Origin of the sequence: Streptomyces sp. NPDC001549 (assembly GCF_042894025.1) — a bacterium.
GTDB lineage: Bacteria > Actinomycetota > Actinomycetes > Streptomycetales > Streptomycetaceae > Streptomyces > Streptomyces kutzneri.
This window is the reverse complement of record NZ_JBIAVJ010000005.1, coordinates 126,070-137,894: the sequence shown is the minus strand read 5'-3', so window position 1 is coordinate 137,894 and position 11,825 is coordinate 126,070. Positions and strand designations below refer to the sequence as shown.

11 protein-coding genes are annotated in these 11,825 nt (G+C 69.6%); 7 read left to right on the top strand and 4 right to left on the bottom strand.

Translation table 11 applies throughout. The features are described 5' to 3' along the window. Positions 1-121: 121 nt before the first annotated feature. Positions 122-886 carry a GntR family transcriptional regulator gene (locus ACFY04_RS10730; protein ID WP_030016685.1) on the bottom strand — a complete coding sequence of 255 codons (765 nt, stop codon included), beginning with the start codon at positions 884-886 and terminating at the stop codon, positions 122-124. A gap of 289 nt (positions 887-1,175) precedes the next feature. On the opposite strand from ACFY04_RS10730, the gene ACFY04_RS10725 reads away from it, so the two are divergent. The 4 genes from ACFY04_RS10725 (at position 1,176) to ACFY04_RS10710 (ending at position 5,903) form a co-directional block, all read left to right on the top strand. After that, a complete protein-coding gene (locus tag ACFY04_RS10725) occupies positions 1,176-2,456 on the top strand; it encodes an extracellular solute-binding protein (protein ID WP_314243842.1) in 1,281 nt (426 codons plus the stop codon). A 75-nt stretch (positions 2,457-2,531) separates the two neighbouring features. Then, positions 2,532-3,527: a carbohydrate ABC transporter permease gene (locus tag ACFY04_RS10720; protein WP_389115635.1), complete on the top strand. Its 996-nt coding sequence runs from the start codon at positions 2,532-2,534 to the stop codon at positions 3,525-3,527. Then, positions 3,524-4,414 carry a carbohydrate ABC transporter permease gene (locus tag ACFY04_RS10715; RefSeq protein ID WP_389115634.1) on the top strand — a complete coding sequence of 297 codons (891 nt, stop codon included), beginning with the start codon at positions 3,524-3,526 and terminating at the stop codon, positions 4,412-4,414. The genes ACFY04_RS10720 and ACFY04_RS10715 overlap by 4 nt, the downstream gene beginning before the upstream one ends. A 7-nt stretch (positions 4,415-4,421) precedes the next feature. Next, the gene (locus ACFY04_RS10710; RefSeq protein WP_389115632.1) at positions 4,422-5,903 is read left to right on the top strand and encodes a glycoside hydrolase family 3 protein; all 1,482 of its coding nucleotides are present in this window, start codon (positions 4,422-4,424) and stop codon (positions 5,901-5,903) included. 119 nt (positions 5,904-6,022) lie between these two features. Here the strand turns inward: ACFY04_RS10710 and nagB are convergent, their stop codons facing one another. Continuing rightward, positions 6,023-6,808, bottom strand: a complete 786-nt coding sequence (nagB, locus tag ACFY04_RS10705) for a glucosamine-6-phosphate deaminase (RefSeq protein ID WP_389115630.1) — start codon at positions 6,806-6,808, stop codon at positions 6,023-6,025. A 227-nt stretch (positions 6,809-7,035) separates the two neighbouring features. On the opposite strand from nagB, the gene ACFY04_RS10700 reads away from it, so the two are divergent. Then, entirely contained in the window at positions 7,036-7,923 is an 888-nt protein-coding gene (locus ACFY04_RS10700; protein WP_389115628.1) for a leishmanolysin-related zinc metalloendopeptidase, read from the top strand. Positions 7,924-8,012: 89 nt separating this feature from the next. Here the strand turns inward: ACFY04_RS10700 and ACFY04_RS10695 are convergent, their stop codons facing one another. Further along, on the bottom strand, positions 8,013-8,774 hold the full coding sequence (locus ACFY04_RS10695; RefSeq protein WP_389115626.1) for an SDR family oxidoreductase: 762 nt from the start codon (positions 8,772-8,774) through the stop codon (positions 8,013-8,015). An 84-nt stretch (positions 8,775-8,858) separates the two neighbouring features. Here ACFY04_RS10695 and ACFY04_RS10690 point away from each other — a divergent pair, with 84 nt between their 5' ends. Both ACFY04_RS10690 and ACFY04_RS10685 read left to right on the top strand, forming a co-directional pair. Then, on the top strand, positions 8,859-9,455 hold the full coding sequence (locus ACFY04_RS10690; RefSeq protein WP_389115625.1) for a TetR/AcrR family transcriptional regulator: 597 nt from the start codon (positions 8,859-8,861) through the stop codon (positions 9,453-9,455). 410 nt (positions 9,456-9,865) lie between these two features. Next, the gene (locus ACFY04_RS10685) at positions 9,866-11,335 is read left to right on the top strand and encodes a sensor histidine kinase (protein WP_389115624.1); all 1,470 of its coding nucleotides are present in this window, start codon (positions 9,866-9,868) and stop codon (positions 11,333-11,335) included. Positions 11,336-11,485: 150 nt separating this feature from the next. Here the strand turns inward: ACFY04_RS10685 and ACFY04_RS10680 are convergent, their stop codons facing one another. After that, on the bottom strand, positions 11,486-11,743 hold the full coding sequence (locus tag ACFY04_RS10680; protein WP_003953983.1) for a WhiB family transcriptional regulator: 258 nt from the start codon (positions 11,741-11,743) through the stop codon (positions 11,486-11,488). Between the last annotated feature and the right edge of the window lie 82 nt (positions 11,744-11,825).

Here is an 11,825-nt window from a genome sequence, read left to right as displayed (position 1 = left end):
TCGTCCCCTCGTCGATCATCTGCGTAAGCAGGCGGAATCTACGGGGGATTGCCTGGTGAACGTAAGACCCCGTCCGCATTCCGGTCGTGGAATTCCGGCACGCGGAGCGGGGGGACGGGCGTCAGACGGCGGGGCGCTTGAGCCTGGCGACGAACTTGTACCGGTCGCCTCGGTACACCGACCGCACCCACTCCACCGGTTCGCCGTCGGCGTCCAGGGAGTGCCGGGAGAGCATCAGCATCGGCAGCCCGACGTCGGTGCCGAGCAGGCCGGCCTCGCGCGGGGTGGCCAGTGAGGTCTCGATGGTCTCCTCGGCCTCGGCGAGGTGCACGTCGTACACCTCGGCGAGAGCGGTGTAGAGGGAGGTGTACTTGGCCAGGGACCGGCGCAGTGCGGGGAAGCGCTTGGCCGAGAGGTGGGTGGTCTCGATGGCCATCGGCTCACCGCTGGCCAGGCGCAGCCGCTCGATGCGCAGCACCCGTCCGCCGGTGGTGATCTTGAGCAGCCCGGCGAGGGTGTCGTCGGCCGTCACGTATCCGATGTCGAGGAGCTGGGACGTGGGTTCCAGGCCCTGGGCCCGCATGTCCTCCGTGTACGAGGTCAGTTGCAGGGCCTGGGAGACCTTGGGCTTGGCGACGAAGGTGCCTTTGCCCTGGATCCGTTCCAGTCGCCCCTCTACGACCAGTTCCTGGAGGGCCTGCCGGACGGTGGTCCGCGAGGTGTCGAACTCGGCCGCGAGCGTGCGCTCGGGCGGCACCGGCGTGCCGGGCGGCAGTGTCTCGGTCATGTCGAGCAAGTGCCGCTTGAGTCGGTAGTACTTGGGCACACGCGCCGTGCGAGTGGCTGCCCCGCCTTCCGGCTCCGTGGTCGCCCCTTCGGTGGCCATCGCCGCCCGCCTTCCCGACTCCAGTTTCGCTGCCGTCACCGGCTCCTCCGATATGTGCGGTCACATCGTGACACGTAAGGGGGGACAGGCCTTCTCTCTCCCCAGGTGTCGGTCCGATAACGGACCTGGCACCCGCTCATTAGACCCTTGACACCCCTAAAGGTCTAGGCCAAGGTTCAGCTACTGGTCTAAACCAATATGGATCAGATCCCGGCCCCACGGCAGTACTTCGCGTATGTCACCGCGGCGGGCAAGGGAAGTGCAGGCAGGCATCCCTGAGGAGGGTGGCGTGAAGCGCAAGCTCATCGCGGCGGTTGGAGTCGCGGGCATGGTTATCGGCCTCGCGGCGTGCGGTGATTCCGACAGCAAGGGCGGCGACAAGGCCTCCGAAGCCAAGGAGCTCACCGTCTGGCTGACGGTCGACGCGCAGAAGAACTGGCCGGAGCTCGTGAAGGCGGCCGACGACGCGATCGTTGCCAAGCACCCGGGTCTCACCATCAAGCACGAGTACTACGGCTGGCCGGACAAGAACGCCAAGCTGGATGCCGTGCTCGCCACGGACAAGGCCCCGGACGTTGTCGAGATGGGCAACTCCGAGATGATCGGCTACATGTCGACCGGCGCCTTCGCCGACGTCGACCCGTCGAAGTTCGAGAACTCCGGCGCCTGGCTGGACGCCCTCAAGGAGTCCGTGACCTACGAGGGCAAGACCTACGGCGTCCCCTACTACGCCGGTGGCCGCGTGGGCACCTGGCGCAAGGACATCGCCGCCGAGGCCGGCGTCACCGCCGCACCGAAGACCTGGGCCGAGTACACCGCCGCGCTCGACAAGATCCAGGCCGCGAAGGGCGACAAGTTCAGCGCCCTCTACCAGCCCTCCCCGGACTGGTACGCCGCGATGTCCTTCGTCTACGAGGCGGGCGGCAGCATCGCCAAGAAGGACGGCGACAAGTGGAAGGGCAACCTGTCCTCCCCCGAGTCGCTGAAGGGGCTCAAGCAGTACAAGGAGCTCCTCGACAAGTACATGCACGCCGACAAGACCAAGGACGAGTCCGACCGTCCGGTCGTCTTCGGCCAGGGCAACTCCGCGGCGATCTTCGCCGCCGCCTGGGAGGGCACCACCGCCGCCACCCCGGAGAACGACAAGGTCGGCGGCCTGAAGGACAAGCTGGAGAACTTCGTCCAGCCCGGCCCGAACGGCAAGAGCCTCCCGGTCTTCCTGGGCGGTTCGGACCTGGCCATCCCGGCCAAGTCCAAGGCCAAGGACCTCGCCGCCGAGTGGATCAACGTCTTCACCGGCGCCCAGGGCCAGAAGGGCCTGATCGCCAAGGGCAACCTGCCCAACAACAAGACGGACCTCGGCCCGCTGAAGGCCGACCCGAAGACCCAGGTCGCCGCCACCGCGGCCGAGTCCTCCTGGTTCGTCCCGACGGCGTCCGGCTGGGGCCAGATCGAGAAGGCCAAGCTCCTCCAGACCACGCTGCGCGACATCGGCACCGGCAACAAGTCGGTCGAGGACGCGGCCAAGGCCGCCGACGCCGAGATCGACAAGGTCATCAACACCAAGTGACCTGAGTGGGCAGGGCCCCGCCGGACCGGCGGGGCCCTGCTGCCCGTCAAGAGAGGGACCCCCGAGGAGCGCGCGATGAGTGCCGCACAGACAACCACCGCCGACCTGCCGCCGGCGAAGCAGAAGACTTCCCCCGGAGCGTCGTCGGGCAGCCCGGCCGCACCGGGCCGGCCCACCCGCAAGGGCCCCGGCGCCACGCCCTGGCTGCTGCTGGCCCCGTGCCTGCTGGTCATCGCCCTCGTCATGGGGTACCCGCTCTACCGGCTGGTGGCCCTGTCCTTCCAGAGCTTCGGCAAGTCCGAGCTCTGGGGCTTCAAGGATCCCGAGTTCGTCGGCTTCGACAACTTCGCCAAGATCCTCGGAGACGGCGAGTTCTGGGCCGTCGTCCTGCGCACCGTGGTCTTCGCGGTCGGCGCGGTCGCCGCCACCATGGTGATCGGCATGCTCATCGCGCTGCTGCTGCAGAAGGTCTCCGGCTGGGTCAAGGCGCTCATCAGCATCGCCCTCGTGGCGAGCTGGGGCATGCCCATCATCGTCGCCACCGCCGTCTTCAAGTGGCTCTTCGACGCCGACTACGGCGTCCTCAACTACCTGATGAGCAAGCTCCCCGGCGTCGACATGATCGGCCACAACTGGTTCACCAGCGGCCCCCAGGGCCTCGCGGTGATCATGCTGCTGGTGGTCTGGGGCGCGGTCCCCTTCGTCGTCATCACCCTCAGCGCGGGCCTCACGCAGGTGCCCAAGGAGCTGGAGGAGGCCGCCCGGCTCGACGGCGCGGGCGCGTGGGGCGTGTTCCGGCACGTCACCCTCCCCATCCTGAAGCCGATCCTCGTCATGCTGACGACCCTCTCCGTCATCTGGGACATGGGCGTCTTCCCGCAGGTCTTCGTGATGCGCAACGGGAACCCCGAAGCCGAGTTCCAGCTGCTGACCACCTACTCGTACCAGCAGGCCTTCGTGGTCAACGACTATTCGGGCGGCTCCGCGATCGCCCTGGTGACCGTCCTGCTGCTGCTCGGCGTGGTCGCCGTCTACATGCGCCAGATGCTCAAGATCGGAGAGGTGGAATGAGCGTGACCACTGCGTCCACTGCGTCCACTGCGCCCCCCGCGACCTCGCGCCTCGCAGGCCTGAAGCAGCGCAAGAAGTCCAAGCTCGGCTGGAACCTCCTCGGCCTGCTGGTCTTCGCCACCGCGGGCTTCCCGGTCTACTGGATGCTCAACACGGCCTTCAAGCCCTCCAAGGAAGCGATCAACCCCGATCCGCAGTTCTTCCCGCACACCTTCACGCTGGCCAACTTCTCCCGCGCGCTGGACATCGCCGACTTCTGGGGCCCGGTCGGCCGCAGCCTGATCGTCTCGCTCGTCGTGGTCGTCATCGGCATCGCCGTCGGCATGCTGGCCGCCCTGGCCATCTCCCGGTTCGCCTTCCGCGGCCGCAAGGTCGTCATCGTCGGGATCCTCGCCGTCCAGATGGTCCCGCTCGTCGCGATGATCATCCCGGTCTTCCTGCTCCTGAACGACCTCGGTCAGTACGACAAGCTCACCGGCCTGATCATCACGTACCTGACCTTCGTCCTCCCCTTCACCGTGTGGACGCTGCGCGGGTTCATCGTCAACATCCCCAAGGAGCTGGAAGAGGCGGCCATGGTCGACGGCTGCACGCCGACCGGCGCCTTCCTGCGGGTCGTCTTCCCGCTGCTGGCCCCGGGCATGGTCGCCACCTCCGTCTACGCCTTCATCCAGGCGTGGAACGAGTACCTGTACGCGCTGATGCTGATGAGCCAGCAGAACCAGACCGCCACCGTCTGGCTCGGCAACTTCACCACCAAGCACGGCACCGAGTTCGCCCCGATGATGGCCGGCTCCACCATGATGGCCGTCCCGATCGTGGTCCTCTTCCTCATCGTCCAGCGCAAGATGGCCGCGGGCCTCACCGCCGGCGCCGTGAAGGGATGACGGCCCCATGACTGTTCTTGCGCACCGCACCGATACGGTCACCCGCGACGCCCTGGCCGTCCTCCAGCCCGGCTTCGAGGGCACCACCGCCCCCGCCTGGCTGCTCCGCCAGGTCGGCGAAGGCCTCACCGCCGTCGGCCTGTTCGGCCGCAACATCGCCTCGCCCGAGCAGCTCGCCGCGCTGACCGCGCAGCTGCGTACCGAGCGCGACGACGTCCTGGTCGCCATCGACGAGGAGGGCGGCGACGTCACCCGCCTGGAGGTCCGCGGCGGCTCGTCCTTCCCCGGCAACCTGGCCCTCGGCGCCGTCGACGACACCGGCCTCACCCGGGACGTGGCCCGCGAGCTGGGCCGCCGCCTCGCCGAGTGCGGGGTCAACCTCAACTGGGCCCCGTCCGCCGACGTCAACTCCAACCCGGACAACCCGGTGATCGGCGTACGGTCCTTCGGCGCCGACACCCACCTGGCCGCCCGGCACACCGCCGCCTACGTCCAGGGCCTCCAGGCCGCCGGCGTGGCCGCGTGCACCAAGCACTTCCCGGGCCACGGCGACACCAACGTCGACTCGCACCACGCCCTGCCGCGCATCGACGTGGACCTGGACACCCTCCAGGCCCGCGAACTCGTCCCCTTCAAGGCGGCGATCGAGGCCGGCACCAAGGCCGTGATGAGCGCGCACATCCTGGTGCCCGCCCTCGACCCGACCCGCCCGGCCACCCTCAGCCCGCAGATCCTGACCGGCCTGCTGCGCAAGGAACTCGGCTACGAGGGCCTCATCGTCACCGACGGCATGGAGATGAACGCCATCGCCGGGACCTACGGGATCGAGCGCGGCTCGGTCCTGGCCATCGCGGCCGGCGCCGACGCCATCTGCGTCGGCGGCGGACTCGCCGACGAAGCCACCGTCCTGCGGCTGCGCGACGCACTGGTCGCGGCCGTCCGCGAGGGGGCACTGCCCGAGGAGCGCCTCGCCGACGCCGCCGCCCGTGTCCGCGCACTCGCCGCATGGACCCGCGGAGCCCGGCCGGACGCGCAGCCGGAGGGGAGCCGCGCGTCCGGCATCGGGCTGACGGCCGCCCGCCGCGCCGTGGTCGTCACCGGCTCGGCGAAGCCGCTCACCGGGCCCTACGTCGCCACGCTCGCGCCCGTCGCGAACATCGCGGTGGGGGACGAGACCCCGTGGGGCGTGGCGGCGGAACTCGCCGCGCTGCTCCCGGGCACCGGGGCGGGCGTCTATCCCGAGGGCTCCTCCGCCGGGGACGTCCTGGCGGCGGCGGGGGACCGTACCGTCGTCGCGGTGGTCCGTGACGCGCACCGGCACCCTTGGATGACCGAGGTCCTCGACGCGCTGGTCGCGGCCCGGCCGGACACGGTCGTGGTCGAGATGGGCCTGCCGATGGCTGCGCCGCGGGGTTCGGTGTACATCGCCACCCATGGCGCGTCCCGGGTCTGCGGGCGGGCTGCGGCGGAAGTCATCGCGGGGGCGTAGCCCTGCGGTTGCCGCTGCCCGGGCTCCGCCCCGGACCCCGCGCAGCGGCTGCCCGCACACGACACGAAGGGCCGGACTCCCGTCGGGGGAGTCCGGCCCTTCGTGTCGTGCCCGTGCGGCTACAGGCCCTGCCAGGCGGGCTTGTCGGCGTAGGTGTGGCGGAAGTAGTCGGCCAGCTTCAGCTTCGAGGCGGCGGCCTCGTCCACGATCACGGTGGCGTGCCGGTGCAGCTGCAGCGCGGAGGCCGGGACCAGCGCGGACAGCGGGCCCTCGACGGTCTGCGCGACGGCCTCGGCCTTGCCCTCGCCGGTGGCCAGGAGGACCAGGTGGCGGGCGTCGAGGATGGTGCCGATGCCCTGGGTGATGACGTGGTGCGGCACCTGCTCCAGGTCGTTGTCGAAGAAGCGCGCGTTGTCCACGCGGGTCTGCTCCGTCAGCGTCTTGATGCGGGTGCGGGAGGCGAGGGAGGAGCAGGGCTCGTTGAAGCCGATGTGGCCGTCCGTGCCGATGCCGAGCAGCTGCAGGTCGACGCCGCCGGCCTCGGCCAGGGCGCGGTCGTAGGCCTCGCACGCGCCGACGATGTCCTCGGCCGAACCGTCGGGGCCCATGAAGGAGGCCTCGGACAGGCCCAGGGGCTCGACGACCTCGCGGAGCACGACCGCGCGGTAGGACTCGGGGTGCCCGGCCGGCAGGCCGACGTACTCGTCGAGCTGGCAGATCCGGGCCTTGGAGGCGTCGACCTGGCCGGCCTTGACCTTGGCGGCGAGGGCCTCGTAGACGGGCAGCGGGGTAGAGCCGGTCGCCACACCGAGCAGGGCATCGGGCTTGCGCCGCACCAGGGCGGCCATGGCCTCCGCGATGAGCTCGCCGCCTGCCTTGGCGTCCGGGACGATGACAACTTCCACGCGGGGCCTGCCGATCTGGAGTGGGTAGGGTGGTATAGACCAATCTAGCAGAGGCCGCTGTCCGCGACAGGGTCTCGTCGTCATTCGTGGTGATCCGGATCCGGATGCCCGGCCTCCCATGAGGTCGGGAGAACCTTCAATCTTTTGGTTGCCCTGTCTACAACTCCATTGTCGATTAGGGTGGTTTTGGTGAATAAATAATGGTATGTGAGATTGGAGTGGTCGTCATGGGCAGGCACACCACCTACGCCTTTGAGACCTACAAGGCCGTCGCGAGCGCCTCCCGCGCCGCGGACCTTGCCGAGACCACCTCTCCCTTCCAGATCGAGGTGCGGTTCGTCGGAGGCCTGTCGAGCAGCCAGCGGGACGTCTTCGCCGAGGCCGCCGAGCGCTGGGCGCGGGTCATCGTGGGTGACCTGGAGACCGCGATCATCCGCGACTTCACCGGCGATGTCGTCATCGACGACCTGCTGATCGATGCCGAGGGGGTACCGATCGACGGCATCGGGAACGTGCTCGGGTCCGCGGGTCCGACCGTGTTCCGGAGTGAGCTGGCGGCCACCGGAGCCCTGCTCCCCGCCAAGGGCATCATGAGGTTCGACACGGCCGACCTGGCCGACATGGAGGACGACGGCACCCTTCTCGACGTCATCACGCACGAGATGGGCCATGTACTGGGAATCACGAAGACCGTCTGGCTCCAATTCGGCCTGCTGAAGGACTTCGGCATCAGCAACAACCCCACGTTCATCGGCGCCGGTGCCACGAGGGAGTTCGGCGATCTGCTCGGGACCGGGCAGCCGGCTCCGGTACCGGTCGCGAACGTGGGCGGCCCGGGAAGCGCGGGCAGCCACTGGCGGGAAACGGTCTTCGGCAACGAACTCATGTCGCCGGTCATCGGGATGGCCGGAAACCCGACGATCAAGAACAGGCTCAGCCGGTTGACGGCGGCGAGCCTGGGAGACCTCGGCTACCAGGTCGACCTCGGCGCCGCCGAGCCCTACGCGCTCCCGACCATGCTCGACATGATCACGGCGAGCGGTGAGGTGTCCGAGGCTCCCAGGGGTGTCGTGCTCCCGACCGTCCCCAGCCGGATTCCCGCCGGACGCCCCTAACGGACGCCCCTAACGGGCGCCTTGCCGATCAGGCAAGGCGCCCGGGGGTGTCCCGCAGGCTCCTCCCGGCCTGATCGGCAGAACTCCGCTCAGATCAGCGCGAGCTGCAGGCCGCCCGTCGCGTCCAGGTGCTGGCCCGTCATCCAGCGGGAGTCCGGCGAGGCCAGGAAGGCCACCACGTCGGCGACCTCCTGGGCCGTGCCCACCCGGTGGAACACGGAGCGGGCGGCCAGGTGCGCCCGGGTCGCCCCGTCCGCGAGAAGGTCCGCGTTGAGGTCGGTCTCGGTGATGCCGGGGCCGACCGAGTTCACGGTGATCCCGCGCGGAGCCAGTTCGGCGGCCAGCGACCGGGTCAGCGCGTTCGCGGCGCCCTTGGCCATCACCGTGGCGAGGATGGCCGGCAGGGCGATGTCCGGGGTGCCGGTCACGTTCACGATCCGGCCCCCGTCGCGCAGCCGCTCCAGCCCGTACTTGATCACGAAGAACGGAGCCTTGGCGTTGAGCGCGTGCGCCCGGTCGTACATCTCCTCGTCCGTGTCCCCGATCCCCGCGAAGGCCGCCGCCCCGGCGTTGTTGACCAGGATGTCCACGCCCTCGGTGTGGTCGGGATGGGCCGCGTACGCGGCCCAGAGGGCCTGCGCGTCGCCGGGGACGCCGAGCTCGGCCCCGATGGCGAAGGCCTGTCCGCCGGCCGCCCCGATCGCCTCGACCGTCTCCTTCGCCGCCGCCGCGTCACGTCCGTAGTGCACCGCGACGAGTGCCCCGTCCCGCGCCAGCCGCTCGGCCACGGCCCGTCCGATGCCCCGGCTGCCGCCGGTGACCAATGCCGTCTTCCCCTTGAGCACGCCCATGACGCGCCCCCCTCCAGTAATCGCTAGTGATCGCTACAGAAATGACCGTACCAGATTTCCTAGCGCCCGCTATAGAATGTGGGCATGGTGACCGGACAGCGCGGCAGACCCCGTTCCTTCGACCGCGACGCCGCCCTCGACAAGGCGATGTTCGCCTTCTGGCAGCGCGGCTACGAGGCGACCTCCATCTCCGACCTGACCGCCTCGCTTGGCATCAGCGCGCCCAGCCTCTACGCGGCCTTCGGCGACAAGCGCAAGCTCTTCGACGAGGTCGTGGTGGTGTACGGCGGCCGGTACGGGGACTTCGCGAGCGTGGCGCTCGCCGAGGAGCCGACCGCCCGGGCTGCCGTCGCCCGCATCCTGCGCGAGGCCGCCGGCGTCTACACCGACCCGGCCCACCCGCCGGGCTGCATGGTGATCAGCGCCGCGATCAACACCACCTCGGACGAGGTGGCGCAGGCGCTGCGCGAGCGCCGCAACGCCAACCTGGTGATGTTCGAGAGCCGGATCCGGGCCGACATGGCCACGGGCGTGCTGCCCGCGGACACGGACGCGCGGGCGCTGGCCCGGTACGCCGGAGCCGTGCTTCAGGGGATGTCCCAGCAGTCGCGCGACGGGGCGAGCCGGGAAGAGCTGGAGGCGGTGGCGGAGCGGGCCCTGCTGGCCTGGCCCGCGGCCTGACCGGCCCGGGGAGTCCGGCGGCGTTCCGCCCGGACCGCACGCACTCTGCGCGTTCACGCGGAGCAGTTCCTCTGGGCCACGGTGCAGGACGGGACCCTCGACCCGCCCGGCACCGTAGCCCGGAGTACTTACGGCCGACAGGTGTGCGGTTCCCGACGGCCGGTGGAGGTGCCTGCGCGGTCAGGGCAGAGCGCGCGGCTTACCTCGATCCGTCCTCCTGTGCGGGGAGGGCGGAGGTTCTGAAATCAATTGTGGACTAGACCATTCTGTTCTGTCCATCCAATGACAGGGCCTGGAAACCCGTCACTTCCTCCAACAGTACGCGGCCCGCGGCCCCCTTGGATACTCCTGAGTACCGCCGTGGGGAAAGTCATGGCGCGTACCCGGGGTACGCTCGCAAGGTGCCCTCCATGAACGACCTCGTACGCCAGCACACCGCTCTCGGAGAATCCGACCTGGAGTGGCTCCACCTGCTGGTCTCGGAGTGGCAGCTGCTCTCCGACCTGTCCTTCGCCGACCTCGTCCTGTGGGTGCCCACCCTCGACGGCACGCGGTACGTCTCGGTCGCCCAGATGCGCCCGAACACCGGCCCCACCTCGTACCAGGACGACATGGTCGGCCACCTCGTGCCGCGCGGCCGCCGCCCGCTGCTGGACGCCGCGCTCGACGAGGGCCGGATCGTGCGCGAGGGCGACCCCGAGTGGCGCGAGGAGGTGCCGGTCCGCGTCGAGTCGATCCCCGTCCGCCGCGAGGGCCGGGTCCTGGGCGTGATCGCGCGCAACACCAATCTGCTCACTGTGCGTACACCGAGCCGACTGGAGCTGACCTACCTCCAGTCCGCCTCCGACCTCGCCCAGATGATCGCGGCGGGCTCCTTCCCGTACCCCGGCCAGCAGGTCGACATGGACGCCTCCCCGCGCGTCGGGGACGGCCTCATCCGGCTCGACGCCGAGGGCGTGGTCACCTACGCCTCGCCGAACGCGCTCTCCGCCTACCACCGGCTCGGCCTCGCCTCCGACCTCGTCGGCCAGCACCTGGGCAACACCACCGCCGAACTCGCACCCTCCCGCGGACCGGTGGACGAGGCCCTGGTCAAACTCGCCAGCGGCTGGGCCCCCCGGGAGACCGAGGTCGAGGGCAACAGCGGGGTCATCCAGCTGCGGGCCATCCCGCTCAAGCCGAAGGGCACCCGGATCGGCTCCCTGGTGCTGTGCCGCGACGTGACGGAACTGCGTCGTCGCGAACGTGAATTGATCACCAAGGACGCGACCATCCGGGAGATCCACCACCGGGTGAAGAACAACCTCCAGACCGTGGCCGCACTGTTGCGGCTCCAGTCCCGCCGGATGGATTCGCCGCAGGGCCGCGAGGCGCTGAACGAGGCCGTGCGCCGTGTCGGATCGATCGCGATCGTGCACGAGACGCTGTCTCAGAACCTCGACGAGCGGGTCGAGTTCGACGAGATCGCCGACCGCGTCATCGCGATGGTCTCGGAGATCTCACCGGGCAAGGTCGACTGCCGACGCATCGGCAGGTTCGGGATCCTGGACGCGGAGGTCGCCACTCCGCTGTCGATGGTGCTGACCGAGATCCTGCAGAACGCCCTGGAACACGCCTTCACCCAGGGGGAGCGGGGCACCGTGGAAGTGGCCGCGATCCGCACCGGAACCGGTCGCACCGACGGCCGGCTGCTGATCACCGTGCTCGACGACGGCAGCGGTCTGCCCGAGGGATTCGACCCCCAGCGGGCCGGCAACCTCGGGCTGCAGATCGTGCGGACCCTCGTGGAAGGGGAGCTCGGCGGCACCTTCGACATGGTCCGGGCCGAGCCGCGCGGCACCAAGGTCGTCCTCGACATCCCGTCCAGCCCGCAGAAGTAGCAGCCGAGTCGTGACTCAACGTGACGTCCCGCGTCGCGCCCCGCACAGCACTGAGCCCCGGACCGAATGATTCGGTCCGGGGCTCAAGAGCACAGTGCTGAGCGCTTGTTCGGTTACTACGCGCTGCGCGTCGAGGCTCGAAAGTCGTTGTCAGGCGCTGGCGTTGCGCGCCCGGTTGCGAGCGGCGCGGCGCTTCATGGCGCGGCGCTCGTCCTCGCTGAGACCGCCCCAGACGCCGGAGTCCTGACCGGACTCGAGCGCCCACTGCAGGCACTGCTCCATGACGGGGCAACGGCGGCAGACGGCCTTGGCTTCCTCGATCTGCAGCAGCGCAGGACCGGTGTTGCCGATGGGGAAGAAGAGTTCCGGGTCTTCCTCACGACAAACGGCGTTGTGACGCCAGTCCATGGCTGCTCCATCTCCTTGTATTGCGGGCAAGTTGCTTGTGAATGTGAACGCTTTCACGAATCCCCCCGTGAGGGAAGCGCGA

Excerpts from the sequence above, each read along its gene's own strand:
- ACFY04_RS10685 (WP_389115624.1), top strand. The coding sequence starts at position 9,866 with ATGAACGACCTCGTACGCCAGCACACCGCTCTCGGAGAATCCGACCTG.
- ACFY04_RS10730 (WP_030016685.1), bottom strand. The coding sequence starts at position 886 with ATGGCCACCGAAGGGGCGACCACGGAGCCGGAAGGCGGGGCAGCCACT.
- ACFY04_RS10710 (WP_389115632.1), top strand. The coding sequence starts at position 4,422 with ATGACTGTTCTTGCGCACCGCACCGATACGGTCACCCGCGACGCCCTG.
- ACFY04_RS10690 (WP_389115625.1), top strand. The coding sequence starts at position 8,859 with ATGGTGACCGGACAGCGCGGCAGACCCCGTTCCTTCGACCGCGACGCC.
- ACFY04_RS10715 (WP_389115634.1), top strand. The coding sequence starts at position 3,524 with ATGAGCGTGACCACTGCGTCCACTGCGTCCACTGCGCCCCCCGCGACC.
- ACFY04_RS10720 (WP_389115635.1), top strand. The coding sequence starts at position 2,532 with ATGAGTGCCGCACAGACAACCACCGCCGACCTGCCGCCGGCGAAGCAG.
- ACFY04_RS10695 (WP_389115626.1), bottom strand. The coding sequence starts at position 8,774 with ATGGGCGTGCTCAAGGGGAAGACGGCATTGGTCACCGGCGGCAGCCGG.
- ACFY04_RS10680 (WP_003953983.1), bottom strand. The coding sequence starts at position 11,743 with ATGGACTGGCGTCACAACGCCGTTTGTCGTGAGGAAGACCCGGAACTC.
- ACFY04_RS10700 (WP_389115628.1), top strand. The coding sequence starts at position 7,036 with ATGGGCAGGCACACCACCTACGCCTTTGAGACCTACAAGGCCGTCGCG.